Raw genomic sequence first — 17,485 nt, forward strand, 5'->3', positions numbered from 1 at the left:
GAGGTACAAAATCTCAGCCTTTCAACGCGCCGGCGGCGATGTTGCGGATGAAATGGCGCGCGCCGATCAGGAACACGATCACCAGCGGCACGATCGCCACCAGCGTCCCGGCCATCACGACGGCGTAGTCCTTCAGGTACAAGCCGTTGAGCTGTGACAACGCCACCTGCAGCGTCACGTTGTTCGAGTCGATCAGCACGACCAACGGCCACAGGTAGTCGTTCCAGGTGTTGACGAACGTGAAGATGCCGAGGAACGCGAGCGCGGGCCGCAGCACCGGCAGGCCGACGGACCAGTAGGTGCGGAAGAAACCCGCGCCGTCGGCCCGCGCGGCCTCCAGCAGCTCGTCCGGGATCGCACCGCGGGCGTACTGGCGCATCCAGAAGATGCCGAACGCGTTGGCCGCCGCGGGGATGATCAACGCTTTGAGATCGCCGACCCAGCCGAACTTGGCCATCAGGGTGAACTGCGGGATCGCCGCGAGTTGCGTCGGCACCACGAACGTCGCCAGCAGGAGTCCGAAGAGGACGTTGCTGCCAGGGAAGTCGTACTTGGCGAACGTGAAGGCGGCCAGCGAGTCGAAGAACAGCACCAGCAATGTCGTCGCGACCGCCACCACGAGCGTGTTCAGCACCGAACCGAAGAAGTCGACCTTCGCGAACACCTCGCCGATGTTCTCGACCAGGTGGCCGCCGAACCAGAACTTCGGCGGCGACGAGTAGATGTCCGCGGTGGTGTTCGAGGCCATCACCGCGAGCTGGTAGTAGGGGAACAGCGTGATCAACGCGCCGATCGCCAGCGCCGCGGAGGTGAAGGCGCGGTTCACCGGCTCGCTCCCTTCAGCTGTGATGTCAGTCTGGGCGGGCGCTGCACGAGCCGCCAGTTGAGGATCGAGAAGAGGACGACCACGACGAAGATGCCCCACGCGATGGCGGCGCCGTAGCCGAAGTCGTTGTCGGCGAACGCGGTGTTGTAGAAGTAGAGGACCATCGTCATGCCCGCGCCCTCGGGGCCGCCGCGGTTGCCGAGCAGGATCTGCGACTCGGTGAAGATCTGCAGCCCGCCGATCGCCGACATCACCACCGAGAACAGGATCACCGGGCGCAGCAACGGAAGCGTGACCCGGAAGAACGTCTGCACGGGCCCGGCGCCGTCGAGCTTCGCGGCCTCGAAGACGTCGCCGGGCAGCGCCTGGAGGCCGGCCAGCAGGATGATCGCGTTGTAGCCGGTCCAGCGCCAAATGATCATCAACGAGATCGCGGTGCGGATCGCCCACGGATCGTTGAGCCACTGCACCGGATCCACGCCGGCGAGGCCGAGGAACCAGTTCAGCACACCGAACTCGTTGGAGAAGAACGACCCGAACACCAGCGACATCGCGACGATCGACGTGACGTTCGGCAGGAAGTAGGCCACCCGCAGCACGCCCTTGTGACGCACCGACGAGTTCAGTCCCAGTGCGACGAGCATCGACAGGACCAGCATCGGCACCGTCGACATCACCCAGATGACGAACGTGTTGCCGATCGCGTCCCAGAACGCGGTGTCGCTGATGAGGAACCGGAAGTTCTCCAGCCCCACGAACTTCATTGGGCTGACGCCGTTCCAGCGCTGCAGCGACAACCACAGCGAGTACAGCACCGGGTAGACGCCGAACACCGCGAACAGCACGAAGAACGGCGCGATCGCCAGGTACTGCGGGAGATACCGCCTCACGCCAGGACCCCCTGACGGCGCAGCAGCCGTTCGACCGCCGTCCGAGCGTCTTCCCACGCGCGTTCCGGATCCTTGCCCGCACTCTCGACGTTGGCCAGCTCATCGGTGTAGGTGTCGCTGATCGTGATGTCGTACGGCGAGAAGTAAACGGGCTGGACCTCCTCGGCGATCTTGCCGAAGACGGTCATCGTCGACTGGCCGCCGAAGAACTCCTCCGGCCGCAGCACGCGCGGATCGCCGAACGCGGCGGGCGCGGACGGGAACAGGCCGAGCTCCAGGTAGGCCAACGCCAGGTTCTCCGGCGACAGCAACCACTTCACGACCTCGTACGCGCCGTGTGGATCCGGGCAGTACTTCGTGATCGCGAGGAACGACCCGCCCTGGTTGCCGGGACCGCCCGGTGGCCTGCACACGTGCCACTTGCCGGACGTGCCGGGCGCGGACTGCCGGAGGTTGCCGGTGATCCAGGAGGCGTTGACGAACGCGATCTCCTTGTCGTTGTTCCAGGCCGCGAGCCGGTCGACGCCCTCGCCGCCGGCCGAGTTCGCGTACCCCGCCGTGAGCCCCATCCGGAACGCCGTGACCGCGCGGTCCCACGCGCGCCGCACCTGCGACTGGTCGGCGAGGTAGCGGTTCTGCCGGTCGAGGTACTTCTGCCTCTCCTGTGCCAGCGAGTACGTGAACACCATCTTCGTGTCGGTGACCAGGTACTTGCCGGGCAGCTTCTCCTTGACCCGCGCGGCGAACTCGAAGTAGTCGTCCCAGGTGGACACCGCCTGCGCCACCTCGTCGGGCTCGCTCGGCAGCCCGGCGCGGGCGAAGAGGTCGTGCCGGTAGTAGAGCGCGGCCGGTCCGATGTCGATGGGGAAGCCGAGCTGGAAGCCGTCCGGGCTGCGGCCCGCCTGCCACTTCCAGAGCAGGTAGTTCGGCTCGTCGGCGGCCGCGCCGAGCGCGGCGAGGTCGGCGAACCGGTCGGTGGCGGAGAAGTACGTGGAGATGCCGTCGCCGAGCATCGTGATGTCCGGCAGGTACGCCTCGCCGGACAGCGCGGCGAGCAACCGCTGGTTCAGCTCGCCGCTGATCTTGGACGGCGTCAGCTTCTGCGCGGGGAAACGCCGCACGGCTTCCGCGAGCACCTTCTCCGACATGCCGCCGGAGGAGTGCCAGAGCGTCATGCGGCCGGGGTTGGCCGTGGTCGGGCTGCTGCACGCCCCCGCACCGAGCGCGGCCACCGCCGCCGTGCCGGTCAGGAACCTGCGTCGAGTCAACGTCATCGGGGACCCTCCGAGGAGCCCGTGAACGCTCCCGTGAACGTTCACGGCATGGCGCGAAGCATGAGCTGAACAGACGAGGAGTGTCAAGCCCCGCCTGCTGGAACAGCAGCTCAGGCCGATGTGTGCAGGGTCAGGCCGAAGTGTGCGGGTTAGGCGGACTCGCGCAGGAGCAGCGTGGCCTGCACCACCAGTTCCTCACCTGACAGCGGCTGTTCGCCGGCCAGCAGCCTCGCGGCCTGCTCGACTGCGAGCGCGCCGATCCGGCGCGTGTCGAGCGCGACGGTGGTCAGCTCCGGATCGACCACGGTGCCGAGCTGCAACCCGTCGAACCCGATCACCGCCAGGTCCCTGCCGAGCCTGCGGGTCGCACGCAGGGCACCGATCGCGATGATGTCGTTGAAGGTGAAGACGGCGGTGACGTCCGGGTGTTCGTCCAGGAGGTCGCCCAGCGCCCCGGCACCCCCGGCGACCGACTGCAGGGCGCCCGCGACGGCGTCCGTGGCGAGCCCGTGCGCGGTCATCGCGTCGCAGAACCACCGGTGCTTGTCGCTGGGTTCGGCGTGCGCGTGGTCGAGCATGCCAATGCGGTGGTGACCCGCGGCGACGAGGTGGTCGACGGCCGCGCGGACGCCCTGGGCGCCCTCGATGCGGATGGAGCTGAAGCGCGGCGCGTGGTGCTCGCGGCCGATCAGCACCACCGGGATACCCCGCGTGTGCTGGTCGAGTTCGGACTCGGGCAGGTTGAAGTAGCCGACCACGGCGTCGACCTGCGTGCCGATGACCTGCAGCGTGCCGCGTTCCTCGTCGGCGCTGTCGGCCGTGTCGTAGATGACCACGTGCCAGCCGCGGGCGCGGGCGGCGTCCAGCGCGGCGGCGGCGACCTCGGTGAAGAACGGGTTGAGCAGGTCGGGGATGACCAGGCCGATCGAGGTGGTGTCCGGCCGGACCAGGCCGCGGGCGAAGCGGCTGGGCCGGTATCCCAGCTCCCGTGCGGCGTCGAGGACGCGCTGCTTGGTGTCGCCGTCGATCTCGCCCTTGTCGTTGAGCGCCCGCGACACCGTCTGCCGCGACACTCCTGCGGCGCTCGCGACGTCGTTGATCGTGACCCGTTGCTTCATGATCACCTCCCCTCCGGCAGGGACCGAGTATGCAGGGCGTCGAGCACCACTGTGATCGCGGCGCGCGAGTCCCGCCGCACGGCCGCGGTGATCCTCCTGGTCACCGGCAGCTCGTTCGTCACGACGTCGAACCGCGGGTCGACGGCCAGCGCGGGCAGCACCGCGACCGCCAGACCCGCCTCGACGTGCTTGAGCGTCAGCATGTAGTTGCTGAACCGGCCGACCACCTTCGGCTCGAACCCCGCCTGGCGGCACAGGCGGGTCGCGAGAGCCGCCATGTAGGAGCCGGGGATGTCGAACGCCCAGGGCTCGTCCTCGCAGTGGCCGACCTCGGTCGCCGGGTGGTCCGGTCGTGTGACCAGCACGATCGGGTCCTGCCCGAGCGGGACGACGTCGATGTCCTTCGGCACCGGCAGCTCGACGAAGTCCGTGGTCGTGATGATCACGTCCACCTCACCCGCGAGCAGCGCGGGCATGCTCCCGTGCGGTTCCAGCTCGACCAGTTCGACGTCGAGGTGCGGGTGGTTCAGGGTGTGGACGGCGGGCACGGCCAGGGTGTGGATCGAGCTCTGGAAACCGCCCAGCCGCACCCGTCCGGACGGCTCCTCGTTCAGGCCGCGCAGCTCGGCCTCGACCGCGTCCATGTGGTCGAGGATCGACCTCGCCCGCCTGGCCAGGATCAGGCCGGCCGACGTCAGCCTGACCCGGCGCCCCGTGCGTTCGAGCAACTGGGTGCGGGTCTCGCTCTCCAGCACCGCGAGCTGCTGCGACACGCTCGAAGCGCTCAGGTTCGCGGCCTGCGCGACCGCTCTCACCGTGCCCAGCGCGTCGAGCTGGCTGAGCAGTCTGAGCCGCCACGGGTTGAGCGTCATGCTGTGCAGTATTACCGAACAGCGAGCGTGGAATTGTGAGATGGACCTGATGCTCGCGGGTTCGTAGCGTCTGTCGCATGGACACTTTCTGGGAGGACGCCGAACGACACCTCGTCCGCTACGGCGGCACGTTCACGCGAGCGATCATCGACAGCGCGTCGGGGAGCTTCCTGTTCACCGAGGACGGCCGCCGCGTCCTGGACTTCACGTCCGGCCAGATGAGCGCGATCCTCGGCCACTCGCACCCGCGCATCGTCGCGACGGTGCAGCGGCAGATCGCGAACCTCGACCACCTGTTCAGCGGCATGCTCTCGCGCCCGGTCGTGGACCTGGCCCGGCGCCTCGCCGAGACGTTGCCGCCCTCGTTGTCGAAGGTGCAGCTGCTGACGACCGGTGCCGAGTCGAACGAGGCCGCCCTGCGGATGGCGAAACTCGTGACCGGCAAGCACGAGGTGGTGGCGTTCGCTCGCTCGTGGCACGGCATGACGGCCGCGGCTGCGTCGGCCACCTACAGCGCCGGGCGCAAGGGCTACGGGCCCGCCACGCCGGGGAACTTCGCGATTCCGGCGCCGTCCGGTGACTGGCAGGCTCAGCTCGATCTGGCGTTCGAGCTGATCGACGCGCAGTCGGTGGGCTCGCTGGCGGCGTGCATCGTGGAGCCGATCCTCAGCTCCGGTGGGATTCTCGAGCCGCCGCCGGGCTACTTCGCCGCCCTGCAACAGAAGTGCCGTGAGCGCGGGATGCTGCTGATCTTCGACGAGGCGCAGACCGGGTTGTGCCGCACCGGGACCTGGTACGCGTTCGAGCGCGACGGCGTGGTGCCGGACATCCTGACGCTGTCGAAGACTCTGGGCGCCGGGCTGCCGCTCGCCGCGGTGATCACGTCTGCCGAGATCGAGGAAGAGGCGTTCGCGCGCAACTACCTGTTCTTCACCACGCACGTGTCGGACCCGCTGGTGGCCGCGGTGGGCAACACCGTGCTGGACGTGCTCGTCGAGGAGCGGCTGGACGAGCGGGCGGTGAAGCTCGGGGCGTTGCTGCGCAACGGGTTGGACGACATCGCCGCCCGGCACTCGCTCGTGACGGACGTGCGCGGGCGCGGGTTGCTGGTGGGGCTGGAGATCGCGGACGAGTCGCTGAGCGCGCCGATCACGCAGAAGTGCCTGGACCTCGGGCTGCACATGAACATCGTGCAGATCCCCGGGATGGGCGGGGTGTTCCGGATCGCGCCGCCGTTGACCGCTTCGGAGGAGGAGCTGGCGTTGGGGCTGGGCATTCTCGACGAGGCGATCGGGGCGGCCGGCTGAGGCCAGGCGTCATCGCTCGCCGGCTCGCGGCGATGTCAGTGGCCCTGCCGGCTACTTGGTGGCCGGCGCGGGCAGTTTTCCGAGCAGCGCGCGTGCCTTCCGCACGATGTCGGCCTCCTCGTGGCCGAACTCCGAGAGGTAGTGGCGCAACGCGTGCCGGAGGAGTACGAGCTCCTCGTCGGTCAGCTCCAGGGTGGTACCCATGGCTCCATGTTAGGCCTGCTCACGGCGCGGCGCGGTTCTGAGACCGCGCCGCGCCTGAACAGCTAGCCGAGCAGGTACTGCATCGACCTGGCCATCACCGTGTTGCGGGTCGCCGCGCTGGTGATGCCCTCGAAGCCGAACCCGAAGTACAGGGTGTCGGCGGTCTTCACCACGGCGCCCTCGGGGAACCCGGCGGCGGTGGTGCGGATGAAGTTGTTGCCGTTCGGCGCACTGCCGGCCGGCGGACCGGTGGCGGCCCAACCGTCCAAACCGGACTCGAAGGACGTCGTGCCCTCGCCGGTCGTGACGGCGACGTCGTCGACGAACACGCCGAGACCCTGCGTGGCCCAGTCGCTCGCGTAGGCGATGGAGACCTCGACCTGGCTGCCCGCGTAGGCGGTCAGGTCGACGTTCCACTGCTGCCAGCCGCCGGACCCGCCGGACGCCGCGTTCCAGCTACCGGTGGTGCCGGTCGGCGAACACGTGCCGTCGGGGTTGAGCGTCTGGTAGTGGTCGAGCTGTGGATGCAGGTCACGCCACCCCGCCGGGCAGCTTTCCCCGGTCGCGTTCGTCGTGTGCCCGTTGGTGTCGGGCAGCGTCGTCCAGTTGGTGCCACCCGCCGTGCGAGCCTCGACGAACAGGTGGTCCCACGCGGCCTCGGTGTCGTACGACGTCCAGAAGGACATCTGCGCGCCACCGGCCGGAACGGTGATCGTGCGCGTCAGTCGCTTGTACGACACGTCGCTGATCTGCGAGTACATGTAGTAGTCGCCGAAATGCGGTGCGAACGGGCCGCCGGGACGGTCCCAGGCCGCGGCGACGTCGCTGGCGAACTGCGGGTACTGGTTCGCCGGGAGCAGGCCGCTCGTCGTCAGGAACGACGCCGTGTGGTCCTGGTTCTGCGCGCTGTCCGCGCCGTTGAGGCTCAGGGAGACGCCGGTGAGCGGGTTGGCGACGCCGTTGACGGCGAACGGGTCGCCGTTCTCGTCCTGGCCGGTGCCCTCGTTGATGATGGAGGCGCCGAACCAGTACTCGATGACGTCGTTCACGCCGTCGCCGGAACCGGACAGCGGACGGCAGCGCAGGTCGGCGTTGGGAAGCGTGCTGCACTGCTGGTTCTCGAACGGGTCGTAGAGCTGCGTGCCGTGCCCGCCCGCGTACTGGTGCCCGGCGTACTTGCCGGTGTAGAGCACCTTGCCGCCCTCGTTGAGGTAGTCGCGGATCTCGAACAGCTCGGTCTGCGCGAGACTGGACGCGTTGCCCGCGCCCCAGCCGGGTTCGCGCGTGACGACGTCGTCGCCGGTGTACCAGACGACGGCCTTGTAGTGGCTCAGCACGCCGAGCGCGTCAGGTGCCTTGCGGCCGTTGGCATCCACGTCGTACACGTCGCTGGCGATGCCGTTCGCGGTGAGCGCGTCGGTGTAGTAGCTCAGGTACTTCGGCGCGGTCACGCCCTGAACCGGTGACGCGCCGGTGTAGTCCTCGGCCGACAGGACGAGCACCTTGTCGTTCGACTCGGACACGGCGCGATAGGTGAACGACTTGCTCACCTTGCCGCCACCCTCGAACCACACCTTGACCTGGTCGCCGGGGCTGGTCCCGGTGACCGTGCCGCGCATGACGTGGAAGTAGTTGGCGTTGCCGATGCCGTACTTCTCGCCACCGGTCCACTCGCTCGTCGTCGTGCTGTGCACCGGCCCGGCGCCGATCTGCCACTTCGCGGTGACCGCGCCGAGCGACTTCTTCGCCAGCACGCGGACCTCCTGCGGGTCGCCGTACGAGACGTCGAAGGTGAAGTCCAACATGGACAGTGGCGCGTTCTCCGGGTCGATGTCGGCCTGGTCGAGGTAGAACGGTTCGACCGTGATGCCGACCGAGGACTTCGGGTCGTCCGGGTCGAGCGCGGACCTGGCCTGCGACAACGAGAACGGCAGCGTCTTCTGGAACTCGGCCTCGACGAGCGCCTCGTCGTCGGGGAAGACGAAACCACACCCCTCGCAGCCTTCGCTGAGCTCGGGCGTGAACGCCACGGTCCCGGCGTGAGCGTCGGCGTAATCGGTGGTTTCGCCGTTCGTGACGTACAGCTCGTCCGAGCTGATTCCCGGGTCGAAACCGGGGATGGCGGGCTTCGCGTCGGTGCCGGCCATCGCGACGTAGATCGGGTTGTCGGCCTCGGGCGACCCGGTCTGCCAGCCCTGCGGGTAGAGGATCTGCTGGGCCGCGGAGTGGAAGTTGGTCTGGAACTTGGGCTTGATCCGGGTCAGCAGGCCCTGCATGGTCCTGGTCTCCGGTTCGGAGGCGGCGCTGGTGCCGCGGTAGGTCTCGCTCGCCGTCGCGGTCGAGGAGCCCTCGTTGTCGTAGTTGAAGTGCTCGTCGAAGTTGCGGTTCGGGTCCACACCGTCGCCGACGGTGATCTGCCCGTTGCCGTCGTTGTCGCGCAGGTTCTTGCGCCACAAGCGTTCCGCGTCGAACGTGTACTGGTAGCCGTCCGGGTTGGCGACGAGCACGAACCACAGTTCGGTGCTCTTGAGGAGGTCCTTGATCTCCTTGTCGTTGGCCTTGAACCGGTTCACGTAGTGGTTGAGCAGCCTGCGGTTCACCTCGGTGCTGATCCACTCGCGCGCGTGCTGCGTCGACGAGTAGAGAACCGCCGGGCGGCTGCCGTCGCGCTGGCCGTTGGCGCCCTGCGTCACCTTGACCGCGATGATCTCGCGTCCCTGCCCGGTCTTCCCGAGCACTTCGAGCTTGACGAGGTTGGGGTTGGTGCGAGCCAACGCGTACAGCTGGTCGCGGATCCCGCCCGGTTCGTCATAGGACCGCCACACCGTGAAGCCGTACGCGGCCTGTTCGGCGGCGAGCTGCCTGGTGGTCTTGCCGTCCTTGGTCTTCTTGAGCTGCGCGTCGACACCGCGTTTCGCCAGTTCCTTCTGCTGGGCGGTGTCGAGCACGAGCTCCACCTCGACCTTGTCGCCGGACGTCTTGGCGGCGGCGACGTCGAAGCCTTGTCTGGACAGGGCACCCGCCTGTCCGGGGTTCACCTTGGCGACGTAGACGTCGAGGGGGTCGGTCGGCGGGGCGGCTTGGGCGGGTGACGCCGCTGCCCCGCCGATGACGAGGGCCAGTGCGGACAGGACGATCGTGGACCGCTTCATTGCGTTCCTCCGGGGCGTGCGTGGTCAACGCAAGACCCGACGACGCTACGCCGATCGGCCGTTACATTGACGAGCCTTTCGGCCCTACACGTTCGGCCCAACGGTCGCACGTCGTGATCGGGCGGTCACTTCTTGTACGTCCACATGTACTTCTTGACGGTCGGCCCGGCGCAGAGGTCGTCGAACACGTCGTAAGCCGACTTCTCGCCCAGCTCCGCCATCTTCGCGGCGACGACTCCACCAACGTAAGCGGCGGCGCACGACGTGCCCACCCAGGACGCGAAGCCGCCGGAGAAGTCGGGACTGGAGGCGTCGTCGAGCATCTTCACGTTGTCGTCCTGGAGGTACGTGCTGACGAACCGCTTCTCCCCGATGTCGACGACGCAGTTGACCCACGGCAGTTCGGGGCTGTACGTCGCGCCGGCCACCCCGACGGCGACGACGCGGGGGAGTGCGGCGGGCCAGGTCGCCGAGGTGCGGGTGATGTGGATGTCGGACGTCATGCCTTCGACGATCCCGTGGTTGCCCGCCGCGGCCACGATCATCGTGGTGGCGCCGAGTCGTTCCATCGCGCGCTCGATGATCAGCGGAGGGCGGCCGTCGAGGGTGTTGCGGCAGCCGCTGGCCAGCACCAGGACGTCGACGGGGTCCTCGAGGAACTCGGCGAGCTTCGTGACCACGTCCCACGCGAAGGCCTTGCCGTCGGACCCCAGCACGTGCCTCGCGACGAGGGTGGCTCCCGGCGCCTGCTGCAGGATGAGGCCGGCCGTGAACACGCCGTGGCCGTCCTCGATGGTGTACTGCGTGCTCTCGTCCTTGTCGAACCTGGTGGTGGGGTCGGGAGTCACGATGTCGCAGCCGGCGAGCGCGGGATGGTTGTAGATCCTGGTGTCGAGCAGACCGACGCGGATGCCGTGACCCCAGGCGCCGGTGAAGGACGGTGTGGGCTCTTCCTCGGACTTCGCGATCGGATCCCACAGGCTCATGCCCTTGGTCTGCGGGTACGCGCCGAACACGCTGGCCATCCTGCGGTTCTTGCCCAGGATCGGCGACCAGCCGGCGCCTCGTCCCGCGAACCGCGCCCTCAGCTCGGCCAGCACGGGGTCGATGTCGTTCAGCGGCGCGCCGCCGAGCTCGAGCGTCAGCAGCGCGAGGTCGAACGCCTCGATCTTGTCCCGGTGCGAGACCGAGATCCCGAGGTCTTCCAGAACCGACTCGACGGCGTGGATCTCGGTCAGGTCCACGACGAGGGTGTCGGGTGCGATGTCTTCGTCGTTGTTCACGTCAGCCTCCCCAGCTTCCGTCGAACCGATGCTCGCACGCCCGGCGCTGATACCTGGCACATTGGTCATCATGGCGCCGGGATCCGCGTTACAAGCCGCACGTGAGGCGATGCGGCTCGCCGACGTCGACCCGGCGCGCGCGATCCCGCTGGCTTCCGCGGTCGTGCGGGACGTTCGTGATCCTGCCGCGCGGGCGCTGGCCTCGCAGGCGTGGGGACACGCGCTCTCGCAGACCGGGCGGGTCACCGAGGCGGTCACGCACCTGCGCCGTGCGGTCCGGCTCGGGGTGGGGAAGGCGGCGGCCGAGAGCCGGATGAAGCTCGCGTTCGCGCTCGTGCACCAGGGGCGTGCGCTGGCCGCCCTGCGCGAGGTGGACCTGGCGGTTCCGGTGCTGGGCGCGCGTGCTCGCGGGCAGCGGGCGGTGATCCTCTATCACCTCGGGCGGCTCGACGACGCGTTCGCCGACTACCAGTCCGCTGAACGGGCGTTGCGCCGCAGCGGGGACGAGCTGGCGTTGCAGCGGATCCTGGTCAACCGGGGGATCCTGCAGGCCGAGCGGCAGAACTTCGGTCTCGCGGTGAAGGACCTGCTCGAGGCCGAGCGGCTGGCCCGCGAGTTCGGGCGCGACCTCGCCGTGGGGATCATCGCCGAGAACCTGGGGTTCGTGGAGAGTCGCCGGGGTGACGTGCCGGCCGCGCTGGCGCACCTCGACCGGGCCGAGGAGATCATCGCCCGGAACGGCGGCCAGCTCGCACCCGTGCTGCAGGACCGGGCCGAGCTGTTGCTCTCGGTCGGGTTGGCCGGTGAGGCGCGGGAGCACGCCTCGCAGGCCGTGTCGGCGTTTCGATCTGATGGCCGCCAGCTCAAGGTGCCCGAGACGCGGCTCCTGCTCGCGGACGCGGCCTTGCTGGCGTCCGACTGGGATGCCGCCGGGCGCCACGCCCGTGCCGCGCTGGCCCAGTTCGTCCGGCAGGGGCGCTCGCACCACGCCGCACTGGCGCGGGCGACGGTGCTGCGGGCCGCGTTGCGCGCCGGGAAGCCCTGCCGGATCAGTGATCCCGAGGCGCTGGTGGCGGCGTTGCGCGGGAACCCGGCCGCTGTCGTCGAGGCGCACATCGACCTGGCTTTCGTTGCCACGCGCCGAAGACAGCCGGCTCGTGCGGTCGCGCACCTGACCATCGCTCGTGAGGCGCGGGTGCGCGGCCCGGCTGCGGTGCGGGCTCGTGGCTGGTATGCCGAAGCTTTGTTGCTCGAGCGCACCCACCCTCGTTCCGCTGCTTCCGCGGCACGACGAGGACTTCGGGTTCTGGACGAGAACCACGCCGCCCTGGGTGCGGGCGATCTCCGGGCCCACTCGGCCATGCACCGTGCCGATCTGGCCTCGCTGGGTCTTCGGACGGCTCTGCGGACCGGCAAGCCCGCCGACGTCTTCGAATGGGCCGAACGCGGGCGTGCGAGCCGGTTCCTCCCGCGTTCCGTTCGCCCGCCCGACGACCCCGAGCTCGCCTCGCTGCTGCCGTTGTTGCGCGCCACGGCCCTGGAACTGGAAAGCGGCCCCACACCGAAGCTCCGCCACCGCCAGGTCGAGCTGGAGCGGCGGATCAGGGACCGCAGCCGCCTGCTCCGTGCTGACGCCGGTGGTCCAGCCGACCCGGTTCGTCCGTCCTCTGTGGACCTCGGAGACCGGGTGCTGGTCCAGTTCATCGAGATCGACGGTTCCCTGCTGGCGTTGCGGCTCGCCGACGGCCGGCTGGACCTGCGGACCGTGGGCCCGGTCAGCGAGGTCGCCGGCCTGCTCGAACGCGTGCCCTTCGCGTTGCGGCACCTGGCCAAGCGACCACGACCGGAGATCGGCGCGCTGCTGCGGTCGACCGCAGCGAAGCTCGACACGCTGCTCCTGCCGCGGTGCGACCGGCCGCTCGTCGTGGTGCCGACCGGTGTGCTGCACGACGTCCCGTGGTCGACTCTGCCCTCGTGCCGGGGAAAGCCGGTCGTCGTCTCGCCCTCGGCAACGCTGTGGCACACCGCTGCCAGCCGGCCTGCTCGCCCCCGCACCTTCGCGGTGGCGAGCGGTCCAGGTCTGCCCGGTGCCGAGGAGGAAGCCGCGGCCGTGGCGGAGATCCACGAGATCGCCAACCCGCACCACGCCACGGTCGACGATGTTCTGAAGGCGTTGAGCACAGCGAGCACGGTGCACCTGGCGGCACACGGGCGACTCAACCCGGACAACCCGTTGTTCTCGGCGCTGTCCCTGCACGACGGCCCGCTCGTGGTCTACGACGTCCAGCGGCTCGACCAGGTCCCGGAGACCGTGATCATGGCTGCCTGCGACGTCGGCCGCTCGGTGGTCGTGTCCGGCAACGAGCTCCTCGGGCTCGCCGCGACGTTCCTCGAACGCGGTGCCTCGCAGCTGATCTCCTCGGTCGTGCCGGTCCCGGACGCGGAGACCAAGGAGCTGATGATCGCGGTGCACCGCCGGTTGCGCGACGGCCGGACGCCCGCGGAGGCGCTCGCCGAGGCACAGGAGGAGCTGGATCGGCCGAACGGATTCGTGTGCGTGGGGGCATAGCGCACGCTGCTCTCAGCGGTTCCGCACCGAAGGCGCCGCCTGCCACGATGATCGGGTCAGTGCTCGTGCTCATGCCGGAGGTGGTCATGCAGCGTGGCGACGTCGACGGCAGCCTGCTCGCCTACCTCGCCGAGCCCGACCGCGACTTCCTGCTGGCGCAGGGCATCACGCGACCGTTCGCCGCCGGTGACGTGCTGCTGCACGAGGACGACCCGTCCGACCACGTGCTGGTGATCACGTCCGGCTGGGTGCGCGTGTCGACGCTGCTGGAGGACGGGCAGGAGGTCATCTACGCGCTGCGCGGGCCGGGGGACGTGCTGGGAGACCTGGCGGCGTTGCAGGGAAGCACGCGCTCGGCGACGGTGCGGGCCATCGAGCCGGTCGAGGTCGTCCAGTTCTCCCGCGTGCAGTTCCTCGGTGCGCTCAAGGATCGGCACGCGGTCGTGCTGGCGTTGCTGAAGACCATGGCCAGGCGGTTGCGCGACGCGGAACGGGCGCGGGTCGGGTCCGCCACGCTGGACGTCAGCAGGCGGCTCGCCCAGTACCTGGTGCAGCTGATCGAGGAACGAGGAACCCCTACCGCCGGCGGGATCGAGATCCGGTCGCCGTTGTCGCAGGAGGACATCGCTCGTCAGCTCGGCGGCTCCCGGCGGGCCGTGGCCAGGGCGTTGAGCGTGTTGCGGGCTCGCGGGGTGGTCACCACGGGCCGCAAGCAGATCGTGGTGCACCGGCCCGACGTTCTGCGCTCGCTCGCCCAGATGTGAGCCAAAGGGCACACACGGTGTGTGCCACGGGGCGCGGTACTGATCCCGCCGCCCGGCCATTCTGATGGGGCGCCGAAAAGTTCCGGCGCTTTCTCCCAGAAAGAAACCGGCTGGAGCTGTCGTCAGGAGTGTGCCGTCGTGGGTGTCTACTGCTCGATTTCGACAATGGTGCGGGTTGTCGTCATCGCATTTGTTCTCGGTGTCGCGGCAGGAGCCTTCACGGTGGCGCGCGCAGGGGACGTGGGTGTGCCCGAGGTGGCTCCCCCCAGCTCCCAGCTGGTCATCGGACCGGAGGAGGTGTGCTGTGGAGAGCCACTCGATCATCTACCTGCTCGTGCTGCTGCTGGGTCTGTGACCGTCTGAGAACGACTCAGTTTCCGGGAATGTGCAGCCAGGCGCGTTCGGTGAAGTTCTTGTTCGGGAGGTTGACGAGAGCTTCACTGAATTCGCCCGGCGACATTCCTTCATAGCCGTGCCGGGCCACGTCCTGGTAGATCGTGTCGGACACGATGATCGCGCAGTCCCGGTCCGGGTGGTCCGCCAGCGCGGCCCGCACCGGCTCCGAGTCGAGCAGGCGGTGCACGGCGATCGTGGACCGGCCGACCCAGCCGTTGACGCTGGGGGTGACCAGGCCGCGGTCCAGGGCGACGCGCACGCGCAGCCGTGCGTGGTCGTTGAGGTCGTTGTTGACCGCGCGGGCGGCGCGGTCGAACCCCGCGAGCAGGCGTGGCACCACGACGGTCTCGTCGAGTCCGGCCGGGAGGATCGCGTACTCGCTGTCTCCCGCGCTCTCCCTGTCGACCTCGGCTTCGTCGATGCCCGCGTGGGCGCGAGCGCGTCGCATCAGCTCGACGAACCGTTCCTGCGCGCGCATCGCCTCCAGATTGTGGAATCGGCTGTACTTCTCGATGTCCGCCGCGACGCACAGCCTGATCGCGCCGTTCACTGGCACCGCGGCGGCCGGCTTCGGTTCCGCGGCGGCGTGATCGGCGGGCAGCGTGAGCCGGAAGGTCCACGGCTCGGCGGCGCGGGCGTGGTCGAGATGCCTGCGGACGGGGAATCTCGGACGCCGGAACGAGCCGTCCACGCGCACGGTGAGCTCGACCTCGCGTTCGTGTCGTTCGGCGGGGACGACGGCGTGCACGACCAGCGGCTCGTCCGGCAGCCGGCCGTGCTCGAAGTCGCCCAGGTACCAGCTGAACGCGGACTCGCCGAGCCCGGAGACCGACGTGGTGACCTCCTGCGGCCCGCCGAGGTCCAGCACCGTCGTCGCGGGCGTCAAGCGGCCGCGCACGAACGCCACGGCGTACTCCCAGCCTTCCGGGAGCGGCCCGAACGTGACCGCGAGGCGCAGCGCGACCGTGTGGTCCGCCGCCGGGGTGGCCCCGGTCACCACGCAGTCCACAAAGGACACCACTTCCTCGTTGACGACCAGTGCGTGCCTGCTCATCGCAGTGCCGGGAGGTCGGGCCACGTCCGTTGCTCACCAATCAGATAGGCGGAATGGGGTGCGATGAGCGCGCTGCCGGCACGTCCGTGGGCGATGTCGCCCGCGCTCGCCGAGATGATCGTGGTGACGGCCGGGTCGTCGGCCAGCTCGAACAGCCGCCGCTTCAGCTCGGCCGCGGCCTGGCCGGTGCACAGCAGGTCGTGGAACTCGAAGCGGCGCGACTGCTTGAACGGCTTCCCCGGGGTCGCGCGCGGCCCTTCGACGATCGTGCGCAACGGCGTGAACCGCAACGACCCGACGTCGGCGGCCAGCTCGGGAAACCCGACCTCGGCGAGCTCCTCGACCAGCTCGCGGTGCAGGCACTCGACGGCGTCCTCCCGGTACGCGCCGCTCGCGAACCAGCGCCGGAACTCGGGAACCGCCTGCGCGGGCAGCACTCCGCGCAGGTCGGCCCGCATCCCCGCGCCCCGTTCGACCCACCGGTCGGCCTGGAAACGCATGCGGTCCAACAGGTCCGCGGCCGGCGCGAAGTACTTGAACACCCCACCGGGAGGCGTGAAGGCACCCGGTCTCGACCCGGAGCCGAACAGCACGTGCCGGTCGTCGTCCCTGATTCGCAGCAGGGCGGCGTACGAGACGCGGACACCGCGTTCCGGTCCCCACCACGCCATCACCGAACCCCTTTCCTCGACGGCTTGTCGCAGCCGCACCGTCATTCGTTTCGCCTATCAGCTGACGGACCGTCCGTCAGTAGTCACAGGCCTGGCAACAGGAAGGAGTGCGAGATGACCGCCGACCACCAGAAGTACGGCGTCGACGACACGAGCGGCGCCGGCGTCGTCGAGCAGCTCCTGCGCCAGCCACTCGCCCGTCGCGTCACCGTCGCAGAACAGCTGGCGGACCACCTCGGGCACGACGACCTCGGGTCGTTCGCCGCGGCTCAACCTCCTGGTGATCCTGTTGATGGCGAGCGCAGCGAGGTACGTCTCCGCGGACTCGTGCTCGGTCAACTCCAGCGGCGGCAGGGGATCGGGGTTCGGCGCGGTCGGCGTCTGCTTGTGCCCCATGGGCTTTTCCACGTGATCGGAGAACCACCTGGTCCTGGTGCGCATCGCCGCCAGGACGATCTCGACCTCACGCGCGACGACCTCCGGCGTGCTGCCCTGCCAGTCGCCGGTGGCCTCCGCGCGCCACTCCGCCCACGTGCCGAGCGGCCACGGCCAGGCGCCCGCCGTGGTGGGCACACCGACCCATTCGAGGACGTGCACGGCGAGCTGCCTGCGCCACGGGACGTCACCGAGTTCCTCGGCGAGCCACCCAGGCAGCCGAGGTCGTTGCAGCGCACCGATCTCACCGCGCCGCCGCCGGTACGCGTCGACGGTGGCGGACTTGGCCATCGAGGCGATCCACGCCCCGAGATCGGCGATCGGCCGGGTGGCGCGCCGGACGACCTCGTGGATCACCGCGGCGACGTCGTCGTAGAACCGGTCGGCGCACTCCGGCAACAGCTTCCCGAACCCCTTGGCGCATCGCCGGTGGCCGCGCCTGCTCTCTGCCGGACGGGTGATTCTGCTGAACACGATGGGCCACACGACGTCGTAGAGCGAGCGGAGCAGCCCGCGGCGCTCAGGACCGTCCGCGGCGGCGAACGCGCTGGCGAGGAGGCCTTCTCGAGCGAGGGTGGCGAGGGTCGGGTCGTCGTGCGGCAGCACAGAGATCTCCTTGGAACCCTTGGTCTGTTCGGGGGGATGGCGAATGCTCTCGTGGCCCCGAATG

The 17,485-nt window shown here is 69.3% G+C and carries 14 protein-coding genes; 3 read left to right on the forward strand and 11 right to left on the reverse strand.

The window, feature by feature from the left end; translation table 11 throughout:
• Nucleotides 1-13 precede the first annotated feature (13 nt).
• The 5 genes from ABZ345_RS08320 to ABZ345_RS08340 all read right to left on the reverse strand — a co-directional run bounded on the left by ABZ345_RS08320 (nucleotide 14) and on the right by ABZ345_RS08340 (nucleotide 4,980).
• Nucleotides 14-826, reverse strand: coding sequence for a carbohydrate ABC transporter permease (locus ABZ345_RS08320; protein WP_359844279.1), 813 nt, complete (start codon nucleotides 824-826; stop codon nucleotides 14-16).
• On the reverse strand, nucleotides 823-1,716 hold the full coding sequence (locus ABZ345_RS08325) for a sugar ABC transporter permease (RefSeq protein WP_359844281.1): 894 nt from the start codon (nucleotides 1,714-1,716) through the stop codon (nucleotides 823-825). Before ABZ345_RS08325 ends, ABZ345_RS08320 begins: the two co-directional genes overlap by 4 nt.
• Entirely contained in the window at nucleotides 1,713-2,990 is a 1,278-nt protein-coding gene (locus tag ABZ345_RS08330) for an ABC transporter substrate-binding protein (protein ID WP_359844283.1), read from the reverse strand. Before ABZ345_RS08330 ends, ABZ345_RS08325 begins: the two co-directional genes overlap by 4 nt.
• A gap of 149 nt (nucleotides 2,991-3,139) precedes the next feature.
• Entirely contained in the window at nucleotides 3,140-4,108 is a 969-nt protein-coding gene (locus ABZ345_RS08335; RefSeq protein ID WP_359844285.1) for a LacI family DNA-binding transcriptional regulator, read from the reverse strand.
• Nucleotides 4,109-4,110: 2 nt separating this feature from the next.
• On the reverse strand, nucleotides 4,111-4,980 hold the full coding sequence (locus tag ABZ345_RS08340) for a LysR substrate-binding domain-containing protein (RefSeq protein ID WP_359844287.1): 870 nt from the start codon (nucleotides 4,978-4,980) through the stop codon (nucleotides 4,111-4,113).
• Nucleotides 4,981-5,057: 77 nt separating this feature from the next.
• Between ABZ345_RS08340 and ABZ345_RS08345 the strand changes: the two genes are divergently transcribed.
• Nucleotides 5,058-6,287 carry an aspartate aminotransferase family protein gene (locus ABZ345_RS08345; protein ID WP_359844289.1) on the forward strand — a complete coding sequence of 410 codons (1,230 nt, stop codon included), beginning with the start codon at nucleotides 5,058-5,060 and terminating at the stop codon, nucleotides 6,285-6,287.
• A 51-nt stretch (nucleotides 6,288-6,338) separates the two neighbouring features.
• On the opposite strand, the gene ABZ345_RS08350 is transcribed toward ABZ345_RS08345, so the two are convergent.
• From ABZ345_RS08350 to ABZ345_RS08360, 3 genes are all read right to left on the reverse strand, one after another.
• Entirely contained in the window at nucleotides 6,339-6,491 is a 153-nt protein-coding gene (locus ABZ345_RS08350; protein WP_359844291.1) for a hypothetical protein, read from the reverse strand.
• 62 nt (nucleotides 6,492-6,553) lie between these two features.
• A complete protein-coding gene (locus tag ABZ345_RS08355; protein WP_359844293.1) occupies nucleotides 6,554-9,643 on the reverse strand; it encodes a M14 family zinc carboxypeptidase in 3,090 nt (1,029 codons plus the stop codon).
• Between the two features lie 125 nt (nucleotides 9,644-9,768).
• Complete coding sequence (locus tag ABZ345_RS08360; RefSeq protein WP_359844295.1) at nucleotides 9,769-10,926, reverse strand: S8/S53 family peptidase; 1,158 nt, start codon at nucleotides 10,924-10,926, stop codon at nucleotides 9,769-9,771.
• A 70-nt stretch (nucleotides 10,927-10,996) separates the two neighbouring features.
• On the opposite strand from ABZ345_RS08360, the gene ABZ345_RS08365 reads away from it, so the two are divergent.
• Both ABZ345_RS08365 and ABZ345_RS08370 read left to right on the forward strand, forming a co-directional pair.
• Complete coding sequence (locus ABZ345_RS08365) at nucleotides 10,997-13,495, forward strand: CHAT domain-containing protein (RefSeq protein ID WP_359844297.1); 2,499 nt, start codon at nucleotides 10,997-10,999, stop codon at nucleotides 13,493-13,495.
• A gap of 47 nt (nucleotides 13,496-13,542) precedes the next feature.
• Nucleotides 13,543-14,259 carry a Crp/Fnr family transcriptional regulator gene (locus ABZ345_RS08370; RefSeq protein WP_359844299.1) on the forward strand — a complete coding sequence of 239 codons (717 nt, stop codon included), beginning with the start codon at nucleotides 13,543-13,545 and terminating at the stop codon, nucleotides 14,257-14,259.
• A gap of 370 nt (nucleotides 14,260-14,629) precedes the next feature.
• On the opposite strand, the gene ABZ345_RS08375 is transcribed toward ABZ345_RS08370, so the two are convergent.
• The 3 genes from ABZ345_RS08375 to ABZ345_RS08385 are packed head-to-tail and all read right to left on the reverse strand — an operon-like array spanning nucleotide 14,630 to nucleotide 17,421.
• Entirely contained in the window at nucleotides 14,630-15,709 is a 1,080-nt protein-coding gene (locus ABZ345_RS08375; protein ID WP_359844301.1) for a hypothetical protein, read from the reverse strand.
• Complete coding sequence (locus tag ABZ345_RS08380) at nucleotides 15,706-16,425, reverse strand: hypothetical protein (protein WP_359844303.1); 720 nt, start codon at nucleotides 16,423-16,425, stop codon at nucleotides 15,706-15,708. Before ABZ345_RS08380 ends, ABZ345_RS08375 begins: the two co-directional genes overlap by 4 nt.
• A 12-nt stretch (nucleotides 16,426-16,437) precedes the next feature.
• Nucleotides 16,438-17,421, reverse strand: coding sequence for a hypothetical protein (locus ABZ345_RS08385; protein ID WP_359844305.1), 984 nt, complete (start codon nucleotides 17,419-17,421; stop codon nucleotides 16,438-16,440).
• Nucleotides 17,422-17,485 lie beyond the last annotated feature (64 nt).

Source organism: Lentzea sp. NPDC005914 (assembly GCF_040629405.1).
In the GTDB taxonomy this organism is placed as follows: domain Bacteria; phylum Actinomycetota; class Actinomycetes; order Mycobacteriales; family Pseudonocardiaceae; genus Lentzea.

Coding starts and splice junctions, on each gene's coding strand:
- ABZ345_RS08345 (WP_359844289.1), top strand. CDS start 5,058: ATGGACACTTTCTGGGAGGACGCCGAACGACACCTCGTCCGCTACGGC.
- ABZ345_RS08380 (WP_359844303.1), bottom strand. CDS start 16,425: ATGACGGTGCGGCTGCGACAAGCCGTCGAGGAAAGGGGTTCGGTGATG.
- ABZ345_RS08375 (WP_359844301.1), bottom strand. CDS start 15,709: ATGAGCAGGCACGCACTGGTCGTCAACGAGGAAGTGGTGTCCTTTGTG.
- ABZ345_RS08355 (WP_359844293.1), bottom strand. CDS start 9,643: ATGAAGCGGTCCACGATCGTCCTGTCCGCACTGGCCCTCGTCATCGGC.
- ABZ345_RS08335 (WP_359844285.1), bottom strand. CDS start 4,108: ATGAAGCAACGGGTCACGATCAACGACGTCGCGAGCGCCGCAGGAGTG.
- ABZ345_RS08365 (WP_359844297.1), top strand. CDS start 10,997: ATGGCGCCGGGATCCGCGTTACAAGCCGCACGTGAGGCGATGCGGCTC.
- ABZ345_RS08350 (WP_359844291.1), bottom strand. CDS start 6,491: ATGGGTACCACCCTGGAGCTGACCGACGAGGAGCTCGTACTCCTCCGG.
- ABZ345_RS08340 (WP_359844287.1), bottom strand. CDS start 4,980: ATGACGCTCAACCCGTGGCGGCTCAGACTGCTCAGCCAGCTCGACGCG.
- ABZ345_RS08330 (WP_359844283.1), bottom strand. CDS start 2,990: ATGACGTTGACTCGACGCAGGTTCCTGACCGGCACGGCGGCGGTGGCC.
- ABZ345_RS08370 (WP_359844299.1), top strand. CDS start 13,543: ATGATCGGGTCAGTGCTCGTGCTCATGCCGGAGGTGGTCATGCAGCGT.